This window comes from Streptomyces sp. NPDC101191 (assembly GCF_044767915.1).
Lineage (GTDB): Bacteria > Actinomycetota > Actinomycetes > Streptomycetales > Streptomycetaceae > Streptomyces.
On sequence record NZ_JBIWOU010000001.1, the window covers coordinates 877,820 to 898,745 of the forward strand.

General features: G+C 75.1%; 23 protein-coding genes. 15 read left to right on the forward strand and 8 right to left on the reverse strand.

Annotation, left to right across the window (positions count from 1 at the left end; translation table 11 throughout):
* Positions 1–228 precede the first annotated feature (228 nt).
* The 6 genes from ACIRQF_RS03855 (at position 229) to ACIRQF_RS03880 (ending at position 6,988) form a co-directional block, all read left to right on the forward strand.
* The gene (locus ACIRQF_RS03855) at positions 229–402 is read left to right on the forward strand and encodes a hypothetical protein (RefSeq protein ID WP_404088573.1); all 174 of its coding nucleotides are present in this window, start codon (positions 229–231) and stop codon (positions 400–402) included.
* Positions 399–902: an NUDIX domain-containing protein gene (locus ACIRQF_RS03860; protein WP_382482915.1), complete on the forward strand. Its 504-nt coding sequence runs from the start codon at positions 399–401 to the stop codon at positions 900–902. The genes ACIRQF_RS03855 and ACIRQF_RS03860 overlap by 4 nt, the downstream gene beginning before the upstream one ends.
* 221 nt (positions 903–1,123) lie before the next feature.
* A complete protein-coding gene (locus tag ACIRQF_RS03865; protein ID WP_404088577.1) occupies positions 1,124–3,925 on the forward strand; it encodes an alpha/beta hydrolase family protein in 2,802 nt (933 codons plus the stop codon).
* Positions 3,926–4,161: 236 nt separating this feature from the next.
* Positions 4,162–4,413, forward strand: a complete 252-nt coding sequence (locus ACIRQF_RS03870) for an EF-hand domain-containing protein (protein ID WP_376636841.1) — start codon at positions 4,162–4,164, stop codon at positions 4,411–4,413.
* 220 nt (positions 4,414–4,633) lie between these two features.
* Positions 4,634–5,335, forward strand: coding sequence for a GntR family transcriptional regulator (locus ACIRQF_RS03875; protein WP_404089510.1), 702 nt, complete (start codon positions 4,634–4,636; stop codon positions 5,333–5,335).
* Positions 5,336–5,671: 336 nt separating this feature from the next.
* Positions 5,672–6,988: an amidohydrolase family protein gene (locus ACIRQF_RS03880; protein ID WP_404089512.1), complete on the forward strand. Its 1,317-nt coding sequence runs from the start codon at positions 5,672–5,674 to the stop codon at positions 6,986–6,988.
* Between the two features lie 104 nt (positions 6,989–7,092).
* Here the strand turns inward: ACIRQF_RS03880 and ACIRQF_RS03885 are convergent, their stop codons facing one another.
* Both ACIRQF_RS03885 and ACIRQF_RS03890 read right to left on the reverse strand, forming a co-directional pair.
* On the reverse strand, positions 7,093–7,374 hold the full coding sequence (locus ACIRQF_RS03885; protein WP_376636839.1) for a hypothetical protein: 282 nt from the start codon (positions 7,372–7,374) through the stop codon (positions 7,093–7,095).
* A gap of 337 nt (positions 7,375–7,711) precedes the next feature.
* Positions 7,712–8,275, reverse strand: coding sequence for a DM13 domain-containing protein (locus ACIRQF_RS03890; RefSeq protein WP_389751567.1), 564 nt, complete (start codon positions 8,273–8,275; stop codon positions 7,712–7,714).
* Positions 8,276–8,470: 195 nt separating this feature from the next.
* Between ACIRQF_RS03890 and ACIRQF_RS03895 the strand changes: the two genes are divergently transcribed.
* The gene (locus tag ACIRQF_RS03895) at positions 8,471–9,529 is read left to right on the forward strand and encodes an NAD-dependent epimerase/dehydratase family protein (protein WP_404088582.1); all 1,059 of its coding nucleotides are present in this window, start codon (positions 8,471–8,473) and stop codon (positions 9,527–9,529) included.
* Between the two features lie 14 nt (positions 9,530–9,543).
* Here ACIRQF_RS03895 and ACIRQF_RS03900 read toward each other — a convergent pair whose 3' ends face one another.
* Both ACIRQF_RS03900 and ACIRQF_RS03905 read right to left on the reverse strand, forming a co-directional pair.
* Complete coding sequence (locus ACIRQF_RS03900; protein WP_404088585.1) at positions 9,544–10,668, reverse strand: sensor histidine kinase; 1,125 nt, start codon at positions 10,666–10,668, stop codon at positions 9,544–9,546.
* Complete coding sequence (locus ACIRQF_RS03905) at positions 10,665–11,402, reverse strand: response regulator transcription factor (RefSeq protein WP_376636835.1); 738 nt, start codon at positions 11,400–11,402, stop codon at positions 10,665–10,667. Before ACIRQF_RS03905 ends, ACIRQF_RS03900 begins: the two co-directional genes overlap by 4 nt.
* A 134-nt stretch (positions 11,403–11,536) precedes the next feature.
* On the opposite strand from ACIRQF_RS03905, the gene ACIRQF_RS03910 reads away from it, so the two are divergent.
* Genes ACIRQF_RS03910 through ACIRQF_RS03920 form a run of 3 tightly spaced genes read left to right on the forward strand, consistent with a single transcriptional unit; the run spans position 11,537 to position 13,538 of the window.
* Positions 11,537–12,244, forward strand: a complete 708-nt coding sequence (locus ACIRQF_RS03910; RefSeq protein WP_404089514.1) for a glycosyltransferase family 2 protein — start codon at positions 11,537–11,539, stop codon at positions 12,242–12,244.
* Positions 12,241–12,876, forward strand: coding sequence for a DUF2064 domain-containing protein (locus tag ACIRQF_RS03915; RefSeq protein ID WP_404088589.1), 636 nt, complete (start codon positions 12,241–12,243; stop codon positions 12,874–12,876). Before ACIRQF_RS03910 ends, ACIRQF_RS03915 begins: the two co-directional genes overlap by 4 nt.
* Positions 12,873–13,538, forward strand: a complete 666-nt coding sequence (locus ACIRQF_RS03920; RefSeq protein ID WP_404088592.1) for a class I SAM-dependent methyltransferase — start codon at positions 12,873–12,875, stop codon at positions 13,536–13,538. The genes ACIRQF_RS03915 and ACIRQF_RS03920 overlap by 4 nt, the downstream gene beginning before the upstream one ends.
* Here the strand turns inward: ACIRQF_RS03920 and ACIRQF_RS03925 are convergent.
* Together ACIRQF_RS03925 and ACIRQF_RS03930 are read right to left on the reverse strand one after the other, a co-directional pair.
* Positions 13,511–13,924: a hypothetical protein gene (locus ACIRQF_RS03925; RefSeq protein ID WP_376636833.1), complete on the reverse strand. Its 414-nt coding sequence runs from the start codon at positions 13,922–13,924 to the stop codon at positions 13,511–13,513. The two genes, ACIRQF_RS03920 and ACIRQF_RS03925, sit on opposite strands and share 28 nt — an antisense overlap.
* A gap of 5 nt (positions 13,925–13,929) precedes the next feature.
* Positions 13,930–15,084 (reverse strand): molybdopterin-dependent oxidoreductase, encoded by a 1,155-nt coding sequence (locus tag ACIRQF_RS03930; protein WP_404088596.1) that lies wholly within the window; start codon positions 15,082–15,084, stop codon positions 13,930–13,932.
* A gap of 473 nt (positions 15,085–15,557) precedes the next feature.
* Here ACIRQF_RS03930 and ACIRQF_RS03935 point away from each other — a divergent pair, with 473 nt between their 5' ends.
* The 3 genes from ACIRQF_RS03935 (at position 15,558) to ACIRQF_RS03945 (ending at position 18,353) form a co-directional block, all read left to right on the forward strand.
* The gene (locus tag ACIRQF_RS03935) at positions 15,558–16,946 is read left to right on the forward strand and encodes a glycosyltransferase 87 family protein (protein WP_404088599.1); all 1,389 of its coding nucleotides are present in this window, start codon (positions 15,558–15,560) and stop codon (positions 16,944–16,946) included.
* Between the two features lie 120 nt (positions 16,947–17,066).
* Entirely contained in the window at positions 17,067–17,645 is a 579-nt protein-coding gene (locus ACIRQF_RS03940) for an SRPBCC family protein (protein ID WP_404088602.1), read from the forward strand.
* 207 nt (positions 17,646–17,852) lie between these two features.
* On the forward strand, positions 17,853–18,353 hold the full coding sequence (locus ACIRQF_RS03945) for a hypothetical protein (RefSeq protein WP_382482899.1): 501 nt from the start codon (positions 17,853–17,855) through the stop codon (positions 18,351–18,353).
* Positions 18,354–18,468: 115 nt separating this feature from the next.
* Here the strand turns inward: ACIRQF_RS03945 and ACIRQF_RS03950 are convergent, their stop codons facing one another.
* Positions 18,469–19,407: a SigB/SigF/SigG family RNA polymerase sigma factor gene (locus tag ACIRQF_RS03950; RefSeq protein WP_404088606.1), complete on the reverse strand. Its 939-nt coding sequence runs from the start codon at positions 19,405–19,407 to the stop codon at positions 18,469–18,471.
* Between the two features lie 181 nt (positions 19,408–19,588).
* Here ACIRQF_RS03950 and ACIRQF_RS03955 point away from each other — a divergent pair, with 181 nt between their 5' ends.
* Both ACIRQF_RS03955 and ACIRQF_RS03960 read left to right on the forward strand, forming a co-directional pair.
* Positions 19,589–19,912, forward strand: a complete 324-nt coding sequence (locus ACIRQF_RS03955) for a plasmid stabilization protein (protein WP_382482896.1) — start codon at positions 19,589–19,591, stop codon at positions 19,910–19,912.
* A gap of 28 nt (positions 19,913–19,940) precedes the next feature.
* Positions 19,941–20,528, forward strand: coding sequence for a DJ-1/PfpI/YhbO family deglycase/protease (locus ACIRQF_RS03960; protein ID WP_376636826.1), 588 nt, complete (start codon positions 19,941–19,943; stop codon positions 20,526–20,528).
* Between the two features lie 75 nt (positions 20,529–20,603).
* Here the strand turns inward: ACIRQF_RS03960 and ACIRQF_RS03965 are convergent, their stop codons facing one another.
* Positions 20,604–20,804 carry an antitoxin gene (locus tag ACIRQF_RS03965; protein WP_376636825.1) on the reverse strand — a complete coding sequence of 67 codons (201 nt, stop codon included), beginning with the start codon at positions 20,802–20,804 and terminating at the stop codon, positions 20,604–20,606.
* Positions 20,805–20,926: the final 122 nt, after the last annotated feature.

Sequence of the window (20,926 nt, forward strand, 5' to 3'; positions counted from 1 at the left end):
TCGGCGGTGCGGCGGTGACGTTCGGGGCGACGGCGGGCGCGACGGCCCGCCCGGCCCTCGGCCCGACCCTAACCACCGGGCGGCCGCTCCTCGGCCCCGGCGGGCACCACGGGCGGTGTCGCGCCAAGGGATCGTCCGAAAGAGGTGCGGCCGAAAGGCGCCGCCCGGTCGTTGGTCCGGAAGACATCGAGAAGTCAGCTGACCGCAACCGAGGGAGAGGTGAGTGCCGTGTCCGCATCCGGCTCCGCTTCGTGCACGCGATGGGGGTGGTGGCCGCTCGACGGCCTGCCGGACCCGATGGTCGGCCCCACGCGGGCCGCGATCGAGGGCGTGCGCGCGGGCACCGCGTACACCGAGCTCGGCTGGGACGCCCCGGAGGTACGGGGAGGGGGTCCGGCGTGAGCGAGACCTGGCTGCCGACCGAGGAGTACGCGGCGTCGCTGCCGAAGGCGACGGTGTTCGGCTGCGTGTTCTTCACCGACGAGCGTGACCGGCCGCTGCACCTGCGGTCCGTGTACAGCCCCGAGCACCCCTGGCAGTGGGCGGGCGGTACCGCGGAGGCCGGGGAGCGCCCGTGGGAGACGGCCGTGCGGGAGACGGCGGAGGAGACGGGGCTCGTGGTGTCCGGCCCGCCGAGGATGCTGGCGGCGGTCTTCGGGCTGCCGGGGGCCGCGTGGCCGCACGCGTCGGCGGGGTACGTGTTCGACGGCGGCCGGCTGACCGACCGCCAGATCGACGGCATCACGCTCTCCCCCGCGGAGCACGACGAGGTGCGGGTCCTGCCGGTGGAACAGTGGCGGGAGCTCATGCCGGTGCGGGACTTCGACCGGCTCACCGCCGTGATGGACGCCCGCCGCACGGGCACGGCGGCCTACTTCGACACCTGGGACTGGGACGGCTAGTCACGGCCCCGTCCGGTTCCGCGGGCCGGCGGGGCCGCCCTGTTCCCCTTTCCTCACGTGTCGCTGACGTCACATCAGAGATCGGCCACATCTGACGGGTCACGCAACCTCCGGGTCCCCGCCACCGTCCTCCGGGAACGAGAGGGGCGCCAGGGACCAGGGGGGTCCGATGTCGGGTCTCCCGGTGGTGCCCCGACGAATCGGATCGTGAGGAAGACGTTTTGATACGTGTCACACGCGGCGTGACCACCGCCGTGGCGCTACTCGCGCTGGCGGGCGCGTCGCCAGGAGCGGCGTACGCCCAGCCCTCACCGGGACCGGCGTCGGCGACGCCCGCGGGGACCCCGGAGACGGACACCGGGATGCCCGACGGATGGCGGATCACCGGGAGCGGCGCCGCCCGGCACCTGGTGTGGACGGCGGACGAGCGGGTCCCCATGGGGGACGCCCGGGTCGAGTTCCGGGCGGACGGGCGGCTGCTCGGGTATCCCGTCCCCCAGCCGGACGGCCGGTCCTTCCGGCTGCCACTGGGCGACGAGCGGTTCCGGGAGGGCACACGGCTGCGCGTGACCGCCGGCGGCCGGGACCTGGACGGGACCGGCCCGGCCCGGTCCGCCCGCACGGCACCCCCGGCACCCCCTGCCGCGCGGGCCGAGGCCCCGCTGCCGGCGAACCCGGTGGACCCCGGAAGGCCCGGCCGCTTCCGCACGGTGAGCGGCACGTACGACCTCGCGCCGGTGCGGCTGCCGGGGTTCGCGGAGCCCGTCGAGATGCGCGCCGCCGTGGTGGGTCCGGCCGACGCACCCGGGAAGCGGCCGGTGGCCCTGTTCCTGCACGGCCGGCACGGCACCTGCTACACACCGGGCACCGAGGACGTGAACGGCGCGTGGCCGTGCCCGTCCGGCATGAAGCCGATACCGAGCCACGAGGGCTATCTCAAGGCCCAGCGGCTGCTGGCCTCCCAGGGCTACGTGACGCTGTCCATATCCGCCAACGGCATCAACGGCCAGGACCACCGGGCCGAGGACGGCGGCGCCCAGGCCCGCTCCTCCCTGGTCCGCCTGCACCTGGCGCGCTGGGCGGACTGGGCCGCGAAGCCCGCGACCGCCCCGGCCGCCGTACGCCGGTTCGCCGCGGCGGACCTGTCGCGCGTGCTGCTCGTCGGGCACTCCCGCGGCGGCGAGGGCGTCAACCGGGCCGCGGTCGACAGCCTCTACGCCCCGCCCGCGGACCAGGACGCCTACCGCGGCCCGGTCCGGTGGAAGATCCGCGGCAACGTCCTCATCGGCCCCACGATCTTCGGCCAGAACCCGGCGCCCGACGTGCCCTCCGTGACGCTCCTGCCGGGCTGTGACGGCGACGTCTCCGACCTCCAGGGCCAGATCTACGCCGACGGCACCCGGGGCGTCAGCCAGGGCGCCGCGCTGCACAGCTCGGTCTACGTGGTCGGCGCCAACCACAACTACTTCAACAGCGAGTGGACCCCGGGCCAGGCCAAGGCGCCCGCCATGGACGACTTCTCGTCCGAGGACGGCACCGACCCCGTCTGTTCCCCCGGCACGCCGACCCGGCTGACCGCCGCGCAGCAGCAGACCGCGGGCGCCACCTACATCGCGGCGGCCGCCCGGCTGTTCGTCGACGGTGACGACCGGATCCGTCCGCTGCTCGACGGCACCGGCCGCCGCGCCCCCTCGGCCGACCCGGCCCGGGTGATCACGCATGCCGTCGGCGCTCGCCGCACGCCCGCCTTCCTGCCCGGCCCGTCGGTCTCCGTGTCCGGGGCCGGCCGCCTGTGCGCACAGATCGACCCGGACGCGGCCAAGGCCTGTCTGTCGCCCGAAGAGCCCGGCCGCTCACCGCACTTCGCGTACTGGGAGACCTCTTCCGAGCCGGGACGCGACGCCGTCGCGATGCGCTGGACCCGCGCGGGCACCCCGCTCGCGGTCCGTTCCGCGCGTCCGGTGTCCCTGGCCGGCGCCACCTCCCTGGCCATGCGTCTCGTGGTGCCGCCGAACAGCACCGGGACCGTCCTCGACGTCGCCGTGACCGACGCGTCGGGCCGCCGCGCGCAGCTCGGCCGGGTCCGGGTCGACGGCCTGCCGGGCTCCGAGCGGACCGCCTCGCACTGGGCCCGTGAGATCCGTGTACCGCTGGCCGCCGCCGCCCGCGCCGGCCTGGACCTCCAGCGGATCGGCGCGCTGGAACTGACCCCGCGCACCGCCACCGGCCGCGCCTGGCTCCTCGACGCCTGGGGCTGGCGCCCCGGCACGCCGGCGGTGAGCCCCGCGGCCCTGGCCCGCGTGGACGTCGGCCGGCTGACGGTCGACGAGGGCGACTCCGGGGTCCGCACCTACCGCGTCCCGGTGCGGGTCTCCGGCAAGGGCAACGGCCAGGTGCGTCTGTTCGTGCCCACGCCCGGCACCGACGAGGTCACGTCCCGCCTGGTCACGGTCCGCCCGGGCCGCCAGGACATCGACGTACCGGTCGAGGTGAAGGGCAACGACCGCTACGGCTACGACGAGACCCACGACGCCTTCGTCAAGGCGGTGCGCGGCGCCGTGGTCGGTTCGCACCGCGGAGGGGTGACCGCGCGGAACGACGACCCGATGCCGAAGGTGTCCGTGACACCCGTCGCCGACGACGTGGCCGAGGGCGAGGCCCTGACCTGGCGGGTGACGCTGTCCACGGCCGCCGACGCGGACATCATGGGCGGGTTCGAGTTCCGTCCGGTCGCCGGGGGCGCGGAGCTGTCGACGGCGGACGTCGACCGGCGCTGGGTCGAGGACACCTTCTTCTTCGTGCCCGATCCGCCCCGGCCGCTGTCGCAGCCGGTCGTCGCCGACGCGTACGCGGCGTTCTCCGTGCCCGCCGGCCGGACGAGCACCGAGGTGCGGGTGCCCACCGTGCGGGACGCCGTCGCCGAGCCGGCGGAGTCGCTGCGGGCCGCGATGTTCACCTACGACGGAAACTGGGAGCGGGTCCAGGGCCCGGAGATCACGGGCACGGTACGGAACGTGCCGTGACCGGGACGACCGTCACGACTCCGGTGACGGCGGTGACCGTCGTGCGCGGCCGACCGGCATGAACGGCGTGACCGCTGTCCCCGGCTGAGGGCGGCAGCGTCGGCCGGTGGCCACCGGACCCGCGATCGGGTCCGGTGGCCACCCGGAGGCAACTCCGCGGGGCGTCCCGGCGTCCTTCCGCACGACACCGCGTCGGCCGGTCCGGCGCCCGGAGCTCCCAGCGGACAGGACAGACGATGAGTGACAAGGCCCGGATCCTCTTCGACGCGCTCGATCTCGACCAGGACGGCACCCTGACACGCACCGAGGTCATCGCCGCCCTCCGGTCCAAGGGCCCCACTCTCGCCGCGCGGGGCGTGATACCGGTCTGGGGCGTCGGCGACGCCGACGACTCCTCGGCCCTGTTCGACGAGGCCGACCAGAACGGCGACCGGGTCCTGAGCTTCGAGGAGTTCGCGACCCTCGTGAACCGCCGCTTCGGCTGGTGAGCCGGGGCCGGTGACATCCTCGGCCGGCGCCGCGCCTTCATGTCCGGCGACCTCCGACGGCGAAGCTGTCGTCGGTACGGGTCACCGGCCGCGGACCACGTCGTCCGTCGGGCGGTGGGCGCCGGCGGGCGGACGTATTCTCGGCGGGCATGCGCGGCGAGGGACGGAAGTGGACGTGAAGAGTTCGAAGCAGGTGGCGGCGGACGGCGGGGGCGCGGCGGTGGGGGACGGCGGGGCGGGCGGCCCGGCGGCGCCGGGCGACGGACCGCGTTCGGGCGGTGCCGCCCTCTCGCTCAGCGCGCAGGCCCGCGAGGCCGTGCTGCAGCGGATCGTCGACCGGCGCTACGCGCAGGGCGCGCGGCTGGTCGAGCGGGAGGTCGCCGAGGAGCTGAGCATGTCCCGCGTCCCGGTGCGCGAGGCGCTGCGCGCGCTGGTCGCCGAGGGGCTCCTCGAACTGCTGCCGCACAGCGGCGTCCGCGTACGGCGTCTGGAACGCGCCGACGTGGAGCACTTGTACGAGGTGTGGGAGCCGCTCGCCGTACAGGCGTCGCGGCTCGCGGCACGGGCGGTGGCGGCCGGGCAGGTCGAGGGGCTCGCCCGTCTCGATGCGAGCCTGCGGCGGGCGGAATCGGCGGCGGAGGAGGACGAGGGCACGCGCGAGGTGGCCGCGCACACGGAGTTCCACGAGGGTGTCGTGGTCATGGCCGGCAATCCGCTGCTCGCGCGGACGATGGAGCAGCTGAGCTGGCAGTTGCGGCTGCTTTTCGGGCTGCGCGCGGAGCCCGCGCACATGCGGGCCCAGCACACCGAGATGCACCGGCACATCGCGGCCGGCGACGCGGAGGCGGCGGCCGCGAGCACACTGCTGCACGTGCGCGACAGCAGGGCGGTGGCCCTGCGCACGCTCTTCGGCGAGGTCTGAGCAGTTCGGCGAAAGCCCCGTGCGAGGCCGGAGCCGGCCCTCCACGGGGCTCTTTGTATACCAATCCCAGGAGGACCTCCACTCCCGCTGGGGAAAATCCTTGCCTGGCACAGGACCCTTGTAAGCCCAGATGCATTTGGTATACAAAACGAGTGGCGGTCGTCGTCGGCCCCAGATCGAGGAGCTCCCCCGTACGTCGCTCGCCGTCCCGCGACGGCTCCTTCCGGCGCTCCGCTCCCTCGTCCCGCCCTCCGCACCCAAGGAGACCCCGTGCACTCCCCCTCCTGTTCCGGTTCGCCCTCCGCCACGGCCACCGGCTCCCTGTCGCGCCGTACGATGCTGGCCGGCGCGGCGGCCCTCGCCGGGACGACGGCCGCCACGGCCGCGTCCGCCACGCCGGCCCAGGCGGCGGCCGCACCCGGCGCCGGGACCGCACCCTCCCCCGCCGCGGCGCACAGCGCCGAGCGCCCGTCCCGGGCCGTCGTCTTCCGCCAGGTGCGCCCCTTCGGCGCGGCGCTCACGCAGGATCTCGTGGTGGTCGACGGCCGCATCAGCGACGGACCGGCTCCGCGGGGCGCCAAGGTCGTCGAAGGCGGCGGGCGGATCGCCCTGCCGTCGCTCGTGGACGCGCACATCCACCCCGACAAGACGACCTGGGGCGGCTCCTGGGTGTCGCGGAAGCCCGCGAGCGGCCTCGCCGACTACGTCGCGCAGGACGTGGAGCTGTTCCACAGCCAGCGCCGCCCGGTCGCGGAGCGCGCGTACGGCCTGATGTCCCACGCCGTGGCCCGCGGCACCCGGGCCATGCGGGCGCACGCCGACGTGGCCCCGGCCTACGGCCTGGCCGGCGTGGAGGGTCTGAACGAGGCCCGCGAGCGGTTGCGTCACGCACTCGACGTCCAGATCGTGGCCTTCCCCCAGCACGGCGTGATCCGCACCCCGGGCACGGCGCGGCTCCTGGAGGAGGCGGCGCGCACCGGGACCGTCGACATGATCGGCGGCATCGACCCGATCGGTTTCGACCAGGCGCTGGACGAGCAGCTCGACCTCGTCTTCGGCATCGCGGAGCGCCACGGCGTCGGCCTGGACATCCACCTGCACGACCGCGGCGCCAAGGGCGTCACGACGCTGCGCGGCATCATCGACCGCACGCGCGCCCTGGGTCTCGCGGGCAAGGTCACGGTCAGCCACGTGTTCTGCCTGCCCGCCCTGTCGGACGCCGAACTCGCTTCCATCGCCGCCGACTTGGGTGAGCTCGACATCGCGCTGACGACGGTCGCCCCGTCCGACTCGCTCGTGCTCCCGATCGCGAGGCTCCGCGAGCACGGCGTGCGCGTGGGACTCGGCTCGGACGGGGTGCGCGACTCGTGGAGCCCGTTCGGCGACGCGGACATGCTGCACCGCGCGCACATCCTCGGCTGGGTGACGGACATCCGTCTCGACGACGAGCTCGCCGACTGCTACCGCGTGGCCGCGCACGGCGGCGCGGACGTCATGCACCTCCCCCACGCCGACTTCACGCCCGGCGCGCCGGCCGACTTCGTCCTCGTGCGGGGCGAGTGCCTGCCCCAGGTCGTGGTGGACATGCCGCGGCGCGACCTGGTCGTGCACGGCGGCCGCGTGGTGGCCCGCGACGGCGCGTTCCTCGCCTGAGCGAGCCCGATCCGCGTGGAGGCCCTCCGATCTGTGTGGAGGCCCTCTGAGAGCCGATCGGCATGGAGCGCCACTGAGCGACCCGCTGCCCCGCCCGCTCCGCCCTACGCCGCCGTGGGGTGCGGCGGGCGGCGCGGGGCCTGCACGGGGCCGACGACGGTGAGCGGGATGCCGAGCGCCTCGCAGAGCCGCCGGGCCCGCGACAGCGCACTGAGGGAGGCGGGCGACGGGTCGGCCGTGGGGAGCTGCACCCGGACCAGACGTGGCCGGTGCGAGTGGAGGAGGGCCTCGGTCTCCAGGAACGCCGCGGCCCGGCTGGTGACGTCGAGGTCGCGCAGGAGCGACACGTGCAGGACGCCGTCCTCGAAGGCGTGACTGATGAGCATGACGATCTCCTTCCGGCCGCGCGGTGGACCCCGCCGCGCGGCGGGGAGGTCGGGACAGGCGGCTCACCAAGTATCGGGAGAAACGTGCTGCATGCATCCTTCCACGGGGCGTGTCGGGGAGGATCTCCCGGCAGGTCGCGGGCGGGCGGACGAACGGGGCCCTCGACGGCCCCGGCGACGCCTCGACGGGCGTGTACGAACAGGCTAGGCAGACGCCCTCGTGATCGCACCCCCACACGTCGTGAGGCCGGGGAGGCACGGCCACACCGTGCCCTCCGCGCGCTTCGGGCTGCCCGGCCGCGCCCGGCCCGCCCGTTCCACGGTCGGCGTCGGGAGGTCAGGCGGGGGCGAGGGCGGCCGCGCCGAAGGACACGTCGAAGCGGTCGCACCAGATGCTGACGCTCGGATACGCCGCCCAGTCGAGGCCGGCGGGCAGGGGGTAGTTCTGGTCGCCCCTGTTGCCCTTGAGCCGGGACAGGTTCAGGTGCCGGCCGTCGTCGAAGACGCGCCAGCCCTCGATCCCCGCCCTGACCGGAGCGTCGCTCAACCAGACGCGCAGGTCGGGCCCGTTGCTCGTGTCCAGGCCCTCGAAGCGCAGCACGTGGCTTCCGTCGGCGAGGCGGACCACCTTCACCGTGCCGGTCGTCGCGTGCTCGTGGCTGACGAAGGTGCCGCGCGCGACGACGGTGGGGGCGGCCGGTGTCCCGGAGGACGGGCTCGCGACCGGGCCGCTCGTGGACGAGGCCGCGGGAGCGGCCGACACGGCAGGACCGGTGGGCAGCGCGTCGTGCACCGTCTCGTCGATCCACAGGGCCCAGGGCTTGAACCACACCAGTCCGGCCACGACGACCACCGACGCGACGACGACGGCCCCCCACAGCTTCCTTCCGCGGCGTTCCACGGTGCTCCCCTTGTCCTCGGTATCGGCTCCGACGCCTCATCCAACGCGCGGACGGGCCCCTCCGGAAGGCGCCACCGGATGACGAAACCCTTACGGCGCCGGCGAGGCGCTTCGCGGGCCCCGGGGAATGACGGAAGTCTTACGCGCGGCGCGGCCGGCCCCGCCGGGGCGGGGGATGTCCGTAGCGTGCGGCTCATGCGCGTACTCGTCACCGGAGGAGCCGGCTTCATCGGCTCGCACATCGTCACCGCCCTGCTGACCGCGGGGCACGAACCCGTCGTCCTGGACGCGTTGCTGCCGAGCGCGCACGCCGCCGGCCCGGAACCGTCCGCGGCCGCCTTCACGCACGGGGACGTGCGCGACGCGGCCGCCGTACGGGCGGTCCTGGCGGGCGTCGACGCGGTCTGCCACCAGGCCGCCATGGTCGGCCTCGGCAAGGACTTCGCCGATGCCCCGGCGTACGTCGGCTGCAACGACCTCGGCACGGCGACCCTTCTCGCGCAGATGGCGGAGGCCGGGGTGCGTCGGCTCGTGCTCGCGGGCTCGATGGTCGTCTACGGGGAGGGGCGCTACACCTGCCCCCGGCACGGCCTCGTCCGCCCGGGCGCCCGCCGCCCCGGCGACCTGGCCGCGGGCCGCTTCGAACCGCGCTGCCCCGAATGCGGCGCCGACCTCACCCCCGGTCCGGTCGGCGAGGAGGCACCGGCCGACCCCCGCAACGTGTACGCCACGACCAAGCTCGCCCAGGAGCACCTGGCCGCCGCGTGGGCCCGGGCCGTGGGAGGCACGGCGGTGTCGCTGCGCTACCACAACGTCTACGGGCCGGGCATGCCCCGCGACACCCCGTACGCCGGCGTGGCCTCCCTCTTCCGCTCGGCGCTGGCCCGGGGCGAGGCCCCGCGCGTGTTCGAGGACGGCGGCCAGCGCCGGGACTTCGTCCACGTGCGCGACGTGGCCGCGGCCAACGTCCTCGCCCTGGAGGCCGTCGACGCCTTCCCGGCCGGCGCGCTCACCGCCTACAACACGGGCAGCGGGCACCCGCACACGGTGGGCGAGATGGCGACGGAGCTGGCGCGGGCGCACGGCGGCCCCGAGCCGGTCGTGACCGGCGAGTTCCGCCTGGAGGACGTCCGGCACATCACCGCCGACCCGGCGCGGCTGCGGCGGGACCTCGGCTGGCGCGCGGAGGTGGGCTTCGCCGAGGGCATGGCGGAGTTCGCACGGGCCGGGCAGCGGGCTTCGGCGGCGGTCTGAGGCCCACCCCGCCGTCAGCCCCCGAGAACGAACCTCCCGGCGGCGGGGAGCGTCACGTCGAAGCGGCAGCCGCCCGGGACGTTGTGGACCCGGGTGCTGCCCGCGTGCGCCTCGACGATGCCGCGGACGATGGCGAGGCCGAGGCCCGCGCCGGGCGGGGTGCGGGCGTCGGAACCGCGCCAGCCGGTGTCGAAGACCCGGGGCAGGTCCTCGTCGGGGATGCCGCCGCAGCCGTCGGTGACGGACAGCACCACGGCGTCGTCCAGGCGGCGTGCGGCCACCGCGACGGTGCCGTCGGCCGGGGTGTGGCGGATCGCGTTGACGAGGAGGTTGGCCAGGACCCGGGTCATCTCCTTGCCGTCGACCTCGACCGGCACGGCCTCGACGCCCTCCCCCACCAGGCGTACGCCCTGCTCGCGGGCGAGCGCGTCGGCGCCGCTCAGGGCGTCGCCGACCAGGTCGTACACCGACATGCGACTCGGGCTGAGGGTCAGCGCACCGGCGTGGATGCGGGAGAGTTCGAAGAGGTCGGTGACCATCGCGGTGAGGCGTTCGACCTCGGTGCGCATCTGCCGGTGGTAGCGGGCGGGGTCGGCGGCCATGCCGTCCTCCAGGGCCTCGGCCATCGCCCGCAGACCGGCCAGCGGGGTGCGCAGGTCGTGGGAGATCCAGGCGACCAGCTCGCGGCGGGACGCCTCGAGAGCGCGTTCGCGGCCGCGCGAGGCGTCGAGCTTGGCACTCGTGGCGGCCAGCTCGCGGGTGAGGGCCGCGAGTTCGGCGGTGGCGGTGCCGTCGGGGGCCGAGAAGCTGCCGCCGTCGCCGAAGTCGCGTGCGGCCCGGGCGAGGGCACGGCTGCGGGCCACCACCCACCGGCCGAGGACGAGCGCGGTGCCGAGCGAGACGAGGGCGGCCATCGCGACGACGACGGTCACCACCCACAGGTCGTGCGCGGACAGGAACATCGCCTGGGCGACGGCGAGCGTTCCGGCGAGCATGGCCGTCACGGTGACGGCCGCGACGACGGTCAGCGAGACGGCGACCGAGCGGCGGCGCACCAGGCGCAGTACGACCGCCCCGGGAAGGGCGGCGCACAGCGCCCCGGCGAGCGCGAAGCCGGCGATGAGCAGGACGTCCTTCACGTCGTGGGGTCCTCTCCCGGTCCCGGCTCGAAGCGGTAGCCGACGCCCCACACGGTCCGGATCAGCGAGGGGCGGGCCGGGTCGTCCTCGATCTTCGATCGCAAGCGGCGTACGTGCACCGTGACGGTCGACAGATCGCCGAAGTCCCAGCCCCACACGCGGCGCATCAGCTCCTCCCGGGTGTGGGCGGTGCCCGGTCGCTCCAGGAAGTACGTCAGGAGGTCGAACTCCCTGAGCGTCAGCGCGAGTTCGACGCCCGCACGGGTGGCCCGGCGGGTCTCCGGGTCGACGACGAGCGGGCCCGCCCGCAGCACCGCCGGGACGGGCCGTCCCGGGGCCGCGGCGCGGCTCCGGCGGAGCACGGACTCGACGCGCAGCACCAGTTCGCGCGGGCTGAACGGCTTGGTCACGTAGTCGTCCGCGCCGACCTCGAGGCCGGTGATCCGGTCCTCCTCGTCACCCCGGGCGGTCAGCATGATCACCGGCACCGGACCGGCGGCCCGCAGCCGCCGGCACACCTCCAGGCCGTCCAGGCCCGGCAGCATCAGGTCGAGGACGACCAGGTCCGGCCGGCGGTCCCCGGCCCGCCGCAGGGCGTCGTGGCCGTCGGCGGCGTGCTCGACGGCGAAGCCGGTCCGCTCCAGGTAGCCGGTGACCACCTCGGCGACCGTCGGGTCGTCGTCCACCACCAGGATCCGGGCCGGGTCCGCCGGTCCGCCGCTGCTCTCGCTCATGCCGCACAGCGTCGCATCCGGACGGAGCGGCGGTCACGGCCGGCCGGGGGTACGGAACGCGACGTCCGCGTTTCGTAAGGTCCTCCGGGGCCTCGGGCCGCCCCGTGGTTCCTACGGTGGGACGTGTGATCCCCATGACCGTAGACGTCGTCCTCCCCTGTCTCGACGAGGCCGAGGCCCTGCCCTGGGTCCTGGCGCGCATCCCCGCCGGCTGGCGGGCGATCGTCGTCGACAACGGCTCCACCGACGGCTCCCCCGACCTCGCGGCCGCGCTCGGCGCGACCGTCGTGCACGAGCCGCGGCGCGGCTTCGGTGCCGCCTGCCACGCCGGGCTCCTCGCCGCGGACGCCGAGTTCGTCTGCTTCTGCGACTGCGACGCCAGCCTGGACCCCGGTCTGCTGCCCGGCCTGGTCGGCGCCGTCGCCGACGGCTCGGCCGACCTCGTCCTCGGGCGCCGCCGCCCCACCCGGCGCGGCGCGTGGCCGGCCCACGCCCGGGTCGGCAACCTCGCCCTCTCCCGACTGCTGCGCCGCCGTACCGGGCTGCGGCTGCGGGACCTGGGGCCGATGCGCGCGGCCCGGCGCGAGGCGCTCCTCGGTCTCGGCCTGACCGACCGGCGCAGCGGATATCCGCTGCAGATGGTCGTCCGTGCCGCCGACACCGGCTGGCGCGTGCGGGAGGTCGACGTGCCCTACCGGCCCCGGGCCGGCCGCTCCAAGGTGACCGGCACCTGGAAGGGGACGTGGCAGGCCGTTCGCGACATGCGCGGGGTCCTCGACGAGCCCGCGATCGCGCGGGGGCCCGCGGCCGTCGTCACGCCCGAGGACGGCGGCCGCCCGTGACCTCCCTCCTCGTCATCGCGAAGCAGCCGCTGCCCGGCCGGGTGAAGACCCGCCTGACGCCCCCCTTCAGCCCCGGGGAGGCGGCCTCCCTCGCCGAGGCCGCCCTCGCCGACACGCTCACCGTCGTGCGGCGGGTTCCCGCCGAGCGGCACGTGCTCGTCCTGGAGGGCGAGCCGGGCCCCTGGCTGCCGCCCGGCTTCGAGGTCGTCCCGCAGGCGGCCGGCGGGCTCGACGCACGGCTGGCGGCGGCCTTCGCCGCCTGCCGTGAACGGCCTGCCCTGCTCGTCGGCATGGACACCCCGCAGCTCACACCCGAGTTGGTGGCACCGGCCCTGTGCTGGGAGACGTACGACGCGTGGTTCGGCCCCGCCACCGACGGCGGCTTCTGGGCCCTCGGCCTCGCCCGGCCCGATCCGGCCCTGCTGCTCGGCGTGCCGATGTCGCGGCCCGACACGGGCGCCGTCCAGCAGGGGCGGCTGCGCGCGGCCGGGCTGCGCGTCGGCACGCTGCCGGTGCTGCGGGACGTGGACACCGCCGACGACGCGCGGCGGGTGGCGGCCGAGGCGCCGGCCACCCGCTTCGCCGAGCGGCACTCCGTGCTGACGGCGGCTCCCGCGGGAGCCGGCCGGTGACGGCGACGACGGCGTGGCGCGCCGATCCGTACGACGACGCCCTCCGGACCGGCCGCGGGCCGCTCTTCCTGCGGCGGGACGACGGCTGGCTGCTGCCCCTGGAGGTGGAACGCTGGTGCGAGGCACCCGACCGGGCCGACCGCTCCGTCCTGGACCGCTGCCGCGGTGCCGTCCTCGACATCGGCTGCGGCCCCGGGCGGCTGGTCGCCGCCCTCGCCGCCCAGGGCGGGCGGGCGATGGGCATCGACATCAGCCCGGAGGCGGTGGCCCGTACCGCAGGTCTCGGCGGCACGGCCCTGTGCCGGTCGGTCTTCGATCCGCTTCCCGCGGAGGGCCGTTGGGACACCGCCCTGCTGATCGACGGCAACATCGGCATCGGCGGTGACCCCGTCGCCCTGCTCCGGCGCCTGCGGCAGGTCGTGTCGCCCACCGGGACGACCCTGGTCGAGTGCGCGCCGGCGGACGTGGACGAGCGGTGCGCCGTGCGGGTGGACGACGGCCGCGGCGGCCGGGGCGCCCGCTTCCCGTGGGCCCGCGTCGGCGTCCGCGCCCTGGCCGCCCACGCGGGGCGCGCGGGCTGGGCGGTCTCCGAGCACTGGGCCCTCGACGGGCGCCCGTTCGTCGCGCTGATACGTCAGGCGTCGTCCGCGTCGCGCCGCTGAGACCGCGCCCGGCGTCTCCGTACGAGAAGGAGCGCACCTGCCGTCACGGCCACGGCCGCGAGGACGACGGCCAGGTTCCGGCCGTACGGAAGAGGCAGCGCGGACGGGTTCGGGGGTTCCCCCGGGCGTACGAGGAGCGGCAGCGTCACCAGGACGACGCTGCCCATGACGATCAGGGCGCCCCGCAGGACGCCGCGGGCGGGGCGGGCAGCGACGAGCAGCCCGACGGCGAGCACGAGCGGCGCGATCGCACCGTCGTGCAGCACCACCGCTCCGGTCAGCCAGACCGGCACGGCCGGCGCGTGGGGCAGGTCGGCGAGCTGCCAGGCCCCGACGCCGATCAGGACGAGCCCGGTACCGCCGAGCGCGTACCGGAGCGCACTCACGTTCCTCACAGCACCTCCAGGCGGTGGACCCACTTGGTCTGCAGGACGCCGGGGCGGTTCGGCGCGATGATGCGTGCCGGGAAGCCGTGGTCCAGGGAGAGCGTCTGCCCGTTCAGGGTGAGGGCGAGGAGGGTGAGAGGGTCCTCGGCGTAGTCGGCGCCCATCTCCATGACCCGGTAGGCACCGCTCACCTCCAGCGAGGTCACGCGCAGCGCGGCCGTCCCGGGCCGGCCGCCGGCCCGCTGGATCAGCTCGCGTACGCGGATCCCGGCCCAGTCGGCCGCGACGCTCCAGCCCTCGACGCAGGCGATCGGCAGCCGGACGTGGGTCTGCGGCAGGGCGCGCAGCGCGTCGAGCGTGAGCGTGCAGGGCCGGGGGCCGACGAGCTCGAGCCGCCACTCCCCCACGCCGCGCTCGGACACCCCGGCCGCGGCGGCGGTCCGGTTCACGGGCAGGCCCTGGGGACCGTGGTCCGGGTGCCGTGGGGCGAGCAGGTCGAGTGCCTTCAGCGGGGTGAGGGTCTGGCCGACCGTGGTCAGCGTGACCACGCCGACGGCGGCGCCCATGCCGAGCAGCAGGGACCGGCGGTCGCGCACGTCCTCGGCGGGCAGTTCGCGCGTGCCGGGCGAGCGGCGTCCCCAATGGGCCCTGATCTCGGGAGCCTTGACGGCGATGTGCAGCAGGATCGAACCGGCGGCGATCCACGCGACGGCGAAGTGCACCGGGACGAAGGAGAACGGCCAGGGGTACCACTCGGCGATGTTGAGCAGTCCGCTGAACACCTGGAAGACGGCGGCGGCCACGAGGACGGCGACGGAGAGGCGTTCGAGGGCGTGCCGCACGGACCGGACCGGCGGCCACACGAAGAGCCGCGGGTACACCGCCCACAGTTTGACCAGCAGCAGCACGATCGCCGCCAGCCCGGTGGCGATGTGCAGGCCCTGGCTGAGCCGGTAGCCCCACACCGGCCGGGACGGCAGGAGGTCGGCGAGCCATCCCGGCGGGTGCTGCAGGTAGTGGCTGACGAGCCCGGTCGCGAAGCACACCGCGAAGGCCGCGCCCAGCCACCGTCCGACGGCGGTCGCCGTGCGCGCGTCGTGCAGACGTCCGGACAGGACGGGAGGCCGGAACGGCGGCGGCGCGAACCGCGGCCGAGGCATACGCGAAGTCATACCGCCCATGACACCGCCGCCCGGCGCCGTACGGGGCGTTCGACACCTTACGAAACCCGGACGGCGCGGACGGCCGGACACAACCGTCGCCGCTCCCCCTGCACCCACCCCACGCCCGACCCCTTACCGAACCCGGACGGCGCCGACGGCGCGGACGGCGCCGACGGCGCGGACGGCCGGACACAACCGTCGCCGCCCCGCTGCACCCACCCCACGCCCGACCCCTTACCGAACCCGGACGGCGCCGACGGCGCGGACGGCGCGGACACAACCGTCGCCGCCCCGCTGCACCCACCCCGCGCCCGACCCCCTACCGAACCCGGACGGCGCGGACGGCGCGGACGGCGCGGACACAACCGTCGCCGCCCCGCTGCACCCACCCCGCGCCCGACTCCTTACGGAACCCGAACGCCCCGCCGGGTCGCGCCCCGCGTGCCCGTGGGCGCTGCCAGGCTGCGCCCATGACACACCCCACCCGCGTCGTCGTCCTCACCGCGTTCCTGCTCGCCGCCCTGGCCACGTCGCTCGTGACGCTGCTGCGCGGCGGGGAGCGCGGGGTCGCGGTCCTGGGGCCGTACGCCGTGGCCTGGGTGCTGTTCGTCGTGGCCGTGGTGGTCCTGCGCCGGGTACCGGCCCGAGCCGTCGTGCCGTCGGTGCTCGCCGGGGCGGTCCTGGTCACCCTCACCGGCCTCGTGGCGCCGCCGCTGACCAGTACGGACTCGTATCGCTACGCGTGGGACGGGCGAGTGCAGGCCGCCGGGATCTCCCCGTACGACCACGCGCCCGCGGACCCCGCGCTCGTCGGGCTCCGGGACGGCTGGCTCTTCCCCGACAGGGCCACGTGTGCGCACGGCACCGACCTGTCCGCGCTCGGCGGCGGGCTGTGCACGCGGATCAACCGGCCCGGGGTCCACACCGTCTACCCGCCGGCCGCGGAGGGTTGGTTCCTGCTCGTCGACCGGCTCTCGCCGCCCGGCGTACGGCACAAGGCGCTCCAGGCCGGCGGCGCCCTGCTGTCCCTCGCCGTCACCGCTCTGCTGGTCGGAGTCCTGCGCCGTCGGGGCGATCCGCGGCGGGCGGCCTGGTGGGCCTGGTGTCCCGCCGTGCCGGTGGAGGGGGTGAACAACGCCCATGTCGATGTCCTGGCGGTGCTCCTGTCCCTGGCGGCGCTGGTGACCGTGGCACGGCGACGGCTGCCGGGCGGGGTGCTGCTCGGGCTGGCCGTCGCGGCGAAGCTGCTGCCGGCGCTGCTGGTGCCGGGGGCGCTGTCCGGTGCGTCGCGGCGGCCCCGTACGGCGCTGGTGGTCCTCGGGTCCGCGGCCGTCACGGTCGCGGCGCTGTACACCCCGTACGTGCTGGCGTCCGACGGCTCCGTCCTGGGCTACCTCGGCGGGTACGCGCGGGAGGAGGGCTACGACGACGCCGGAGCGGGCGGCCGGTACGCCTTGCTGCGGCTCGTGCTGCCGGACGCCTGGGCGCTGCCCGCCGCGCTGCTGGGCCTGGCTGCGGTGGCCGTGCGGGTGGTGGTACGCGGGGATTCCGAACGGCCCTGGCAGGGTGCCCTGCTGACGACCGGGGCGGCGTTCCTGCTCCTGACGCCCGGCTACTCCTGGTACGCCCTGCTGCTCGTCGCGCTCGTGGCGCTCGACGGGCGGTGGGAGTGGCTGGGCGTCGCCGTGGCCGGGGCGGTCGCCTATCTCGCGGGGACGTGGGCCGGGGGCGCGTCGGTGACGGCGGCCTACGCCACGGCGGGTCTCGCCGCCGCCGCCGGCGCGTGGGTCAGGGGGCGCCCCGACCCTCGTACGGAGTGCTCCGGGGCGCCGGTCGGGGGCCAGGTCCGCGGTGGGTGACGCGCCGTGGCGTCCGCCTCTTCGGGGCTTCGGCGGGTCTCGTCGTGACGGTTACGGAACGGGCTCGCGGGTAGCCGCGCTGCCGACGGCGAAGGTGCCGACCGAGGGAGATGACCCGCGATGGTGCACGACACGGTCGAGGTGGAGGCTCCCCTCCGGCAGGTCTACGACCAGTGGACGCAGTTCGAGGACTTTCCCCTCTTCATGGACGGTGTGGAGGAGGTCCGGCAGATCGACGACCGGCTCTGCCACTGGCGCACCAAGGTCGCCGGGGTGACCCGCGAGTTCGACACCGAGATCGTCGACCAGCTCCCCGACGAGCGCATCGCGTGGCGCACGGTGGGCGGTGACGTACGGCAGAAGGGCGTGGTCACCTTCCTGCGGGTCGACGACGACCACACCCGGGTGAGCCTGGCGATGGACGTCGAGCCGCAGGGCCTGGCCGAGAAGGCCGGAGCCGCGCTGGGCATGGTCGACAGCCGTGTGCAGGGTGACCTGTACCGGTTCAAGCAGTTCATGGAGGACCGGGACCGGGCCACCGGCGCCTGGCGGGGCAGGCTCCGCCCCGGCGACGCCCCTCCCCGGCCGGCGCACGCGTCTCCGGCACCCCCGGCACCCCCTGCGGCCCCGGCCTCCCCGGGCGATGCCGCGGCCGACCCGGCGGTGCCCCCTGGTCCCGTACCTCCGGGCCACATGTAGCCCCCGTCCCGGCATCGGCGACCGGCCCGATCCGGGGAGACCCGCCGTGCTCGTGAAGCCCGCCGGCACCCCTGACACCCCTGGTACCTCCGGCGACGGTCCACCGGACCGGGGTCGCCGTAGACTCGCCGTAGACCCCTGCGCCCTCCGCGGCCGGCCGAGCCCGGCCCGGTGCACCGCCCCCGCGCCGAAAGGCGGTGACCCCTCGTGAACGACGACCGGGTCGAGAACGACTTCGAACTGCTGGACGTCTGCCTGCACACGGAGGAGCTGGGGCGCGTCGAAGTGCCCCTCGGTGACACGGAGGGGCGCGAACCCCTGGTGTTCCCCGAGGGCTCGGTGGTGAGTCTGGGCCTGACCTTCCGGCTCGGCCGGGAGATCGACGGCCTCGCCTTCGAGGACACGCGGGAGTGGGGCGGCAGCGTGCTCGGGAGCACGCGGACGGTCCTCGGCGGCTTCCGGCCCGGCGGTCCCTACGAGGTCCGGCTGCCCCCGGAGCGCCTGCCGGTCGGACGGGCCCACTGCGGCGTCTACGAGGCGACGGGCCGTTTCACCGACGCCGACGGCCGCGAGCTCGCGGTCGAGCACCACCGTCTCGTGGTCGAGCATCAGCAGGCGCCGCCGAGCGCGCCCTGGACGCGCCACCAGCCCACGCAGTCCGCTCCGGTACGGGGCGCGCACGCTGTACCACCGTCAGCGGCGGCGTGACGGCCTCGCACCACGACGGACCGCACCCTCACGACAGACCGCACCCTGCCGGCACGGAGCGAGTGCCGGAAGGGTGCGGTCTCCGCCTGGTCGGCTGTCTTCGGCGCCGGCCTGGTCAGCTGTCGTCGCTGCCGGCCGCGAGGCCGCCTTCGTCGTCCGCCGCGGCCGGGGAATCGTCCTCCGGGTCGCTGAGCAGGCCCGCGCGGAGCTCGGCGAGGATGCGGGTGAGCAGGCGGGAGATGTGCATCTGCGAGAGACCGACGCGCTCGCCTATCTCGGCCTGGGTGAGGTCCTCGCCGAAGCGGAGGATCAGGATGCGCCGGTCGCGCTCGTCGAGGCGGGCGATGAGCGGCTTGAGCGAGGTGAGGTCCTCGATGAGTTCGTAGGAGGGTTCCGCCGTCGCGAGCCGCCGCAGGCCGGTGTGCGGGGGGTCGCCCTCGTCGGTCGCGGAGACGTCGAGCGAGCGCGCGGTGTAGCCGCGGGAGGCCAGTTCGCCCTCGGCCACGCGGTCCTCGGGCAGATGGAGGTGCTCGGCGACCTCGGCGCGGGTCGGGCGGTGACCGAGCCGCTGTTCCAGGGTGTCGCCCGCCTTGGCCAGATCGATCCGGAGCTCCTGGAGCCGCCTGGGGACCCGGACGGCCCAGCTGGTGTCCCGGAAGAATCGTTTCATCTCACCGACGACGGTCGGCAGTGCGAAGGCCGAGAACTCGATCCCGCGGTCCGGGTCGAAGCGGTCGATCGCCTTGATCAGGCCGATCGTGCCGACCTGGACGATGTCCTCCCGCTGCTCGGGCCGGTTCCTGAACCGCCGGGCGGCGAACCGCACCAGGCTCAGGTTGAGCTCCACCAGGGTGTTGCGTACGTAGGCGTGCTCGGGGGTTCCCGGGTCCAGTTCCCGCAGCCGGGTCAGCAGGGCGGCGGACAGCGTCTGGGCGTCGTCCGTGGAGACCTGCGTGGGCCGGTCGATCTCGGGCAGGCCGTGCAGCGCGTCGCGTCGCATCGCGGCCCCCGAGGTGGCGGAAGCGGAAGCGGTACGGACGGTGTGGGGGGACATGAGGCTCCTTCGACGGTTGCGATGGGCCTGCGCCGCCGGGGTGGGGCGGCGGGGTCCGTCGGTCGAGCGTCCAGTAGGGATGATTCCCGGTTTGGACCACTTTGACACCGCACGCCGCATGAACCCCGTCAGTCCGGGCAGCGGTGGGGGGAAGGCCATTCATTGCCGGAAGGAGCGGGACATGCCCCGCGGATCGAACGCCAAGCGCGAACGCCAGTACGAGCACATCAAGGAGAGCGCCCTGGACCGGGGCGAGAGCACGGAGCGCGCGGAGGAGATCGCGGCCCGCACCGTGAACAAGGAGCGCGCTCGCGCCGGCGAGGCCAAGACCGCCAGCAAGAGTTCCATCCAGGACATGTCCTCCTCGCGCCGCGGCGGACTGCGCTCGCACAGCGGCTCGGAGGGACCCACTTACGACCAGCTGTACGCGGAAGCCCAGCGGCGAAATCTGCACGGTCGGTCACAGATGAACAAGGCGGAGCTGAAGCGCTCTCTGGGCCACTGACGCGCCGGACACCGAAGGGGCGACCATCGTGACGCTCGACGGGACGAACATCCTCTTCCTGACGATGAACTACGGCACCGAGCAGGACGAGCTGCGCATGCCGATGGCGCACCTGCGCGAGGCGGGAGCCCGCGTCACGGTCGCGGCACGGCGCCACGAACCCGTGCTCACCCTGGTCTCCGACCGTCGGCCGGGCGTCGTCGTCGAGCCGGACACGACCTTCGCCGAGGCGGCCGCCGAGGAGTACGACGCCGTCGTCGTGCCCGGCGGCACGGTGAACGCCGACCGGCTGCGCACCGAGGTGACGGCGCAGCGCCTGGTCTCGGCCTTCGCCGACGCCGGCAAACTGGTCGCCTCGATCTGCCACGGACCCTGGCTCCTGCTGGAGAGCGGTGTGGTCGGCGGCCGTGACGTCACCTCGTACCCCTCGCTGCGCACGGACCTGGAGAACGCCGGGGCGAGCTGGCACGACCGTCAGGTCGTCGTCGACCGCTCCGGCGGCCATCCGCTGATCACCTCGCGCCGCCCGGCCGACCTGGACGCCTTCGCCGCGGCGATCGTCGACGCCCTGGAGGAGAGCACGCGCGCGGGCGGGCGCCGGACGGCCACGCGGTGAACGCGCCGGTGCTGCCACCCTCCGTGGAGGGTGGCAGCACCGGCGTGTTCAGGCACCGGCGGGCGGTGCCTCGGGTCACCGCTGCGGCGGCTCCTCCGGGGGCTGCTGCGCCGTTCCGCCCATCTGCTCCTTGAGCTTGTCCTGGGCCGTGTCGACCTGGCCGGCGTACTTGCCCTGCGTCTTCCCGTCGACGAAGTCGCCGGCCTTGTCGACGCCGTGTCCGGCCTGCTCCTCGTGGCCCTTGAGCATCTGCTTGAGCTTGTCCATCACGGACATCGCGGCCCTCCTAGAGTGGCCCCCCTGTCCCGTACAGGATCCCGGACCACGCGGTGGGCCGCATCCGCAGACGGCGGCCGGGGGGTCCGATCGCCCTGCGCACGCGCCATGAGGGGTACGTC

What these genes read in the sequence shown, in the direction of transcription:
- ACIRQF_RS03870 (WP_376636841.1), top strand. Translation starts at nt 4,162, where the DNA reads ATGAGTGACAAGGCCCGGATCCTCTTCGACGCGCTCGATCTCGACCAG.
- ACIRQF_RS03880 (WP_404089512.1), top strand. Translation starts at nt 5,672, where the DNA reads ATGCTGGCCGGCGCGGCGGCCCTCGCCGGGACGACGGCCGCCACGGCC.
- ACIRQF_RS03885 (WP_376636839.1), bottom strand. Translation starts at nt 7,374, where the DNA reads ATGCTCATCAGTCACGCCTTCGAGGACGGCGTCCTGCACGTGTCGCTC.
- ACIRQF_RS03895 (WP_404088582.1), top strand. Translation starts at nt 8,471, where the DNA reads ATGCGCGTACTCGTCACCGGAGGAGCCGGCTTCATCGGCTCGCACATC.
- ACIRQF_RS03905 (WP_376636835.1), bottom strand. Translation starts at nt 11,402, where the DNA reads ATGAGCGAGAGCAGCGGCGGACCGGCGGACCCGGCCCGGATCCTGGTG.
- ACIRQF_RS03910 (WP_404089514.1), top strand. Translation starts at nt 11,537, where the DNA reads ATGACCGTAGACGTCGTCCTCCCCTGTCTCGACGAGGCCGAGGCCCTG.
- ACIRQF_RS03930 (WP_404088596.1), bottom strand. Translation starts at nt 15,084, where the DNA reads ATGCCTCGGCCGCGGTTCGCGCCGCCGCCGTTCCGGCCTCCCGTCCTG.
- ACIRQF_RS03935 (WP_404088599.1), top strand. Translation starts at nt 15,558, where the DNA reads ATGACACACCCCACCCGCGTCGTCGTCCTCACCGCGTTCCTGCTCGCC.
- ACIRQF_RS03940 (WP_404088602.1), top strand. Translation starts at nt 17,067, where the DNA reads ATGGTGCACGACACGGTCGAGGTGGAGGCTCCCCTCCGGCAGGTCTAC.
- ACIRQF_RS03950 (WP_404088606.1), bottom strand. Translation starts at nt 19,407, where the DNA reads ATGTCCCCCCACACCGTCCGTACCGCTTCCGCTTCCGCCACCTCGGGG.
- ACIRQF_RS03955 (WP_382482896.1), top strand. Translation starts at nt 19,589, where the DNA reads ATGCCCCGCGGATCGAACGCCAAGCGCGAACGCCAGTACGAGCACATC.
- ACIRQF_RS03965 (WP_376636825.1), bottom strand. Translation starts at nt 20,804, where the DNA reads ATGTCCGTGATGGACAAGCTCAAGCAGATGCTCAAGGGCCACGAGGAG.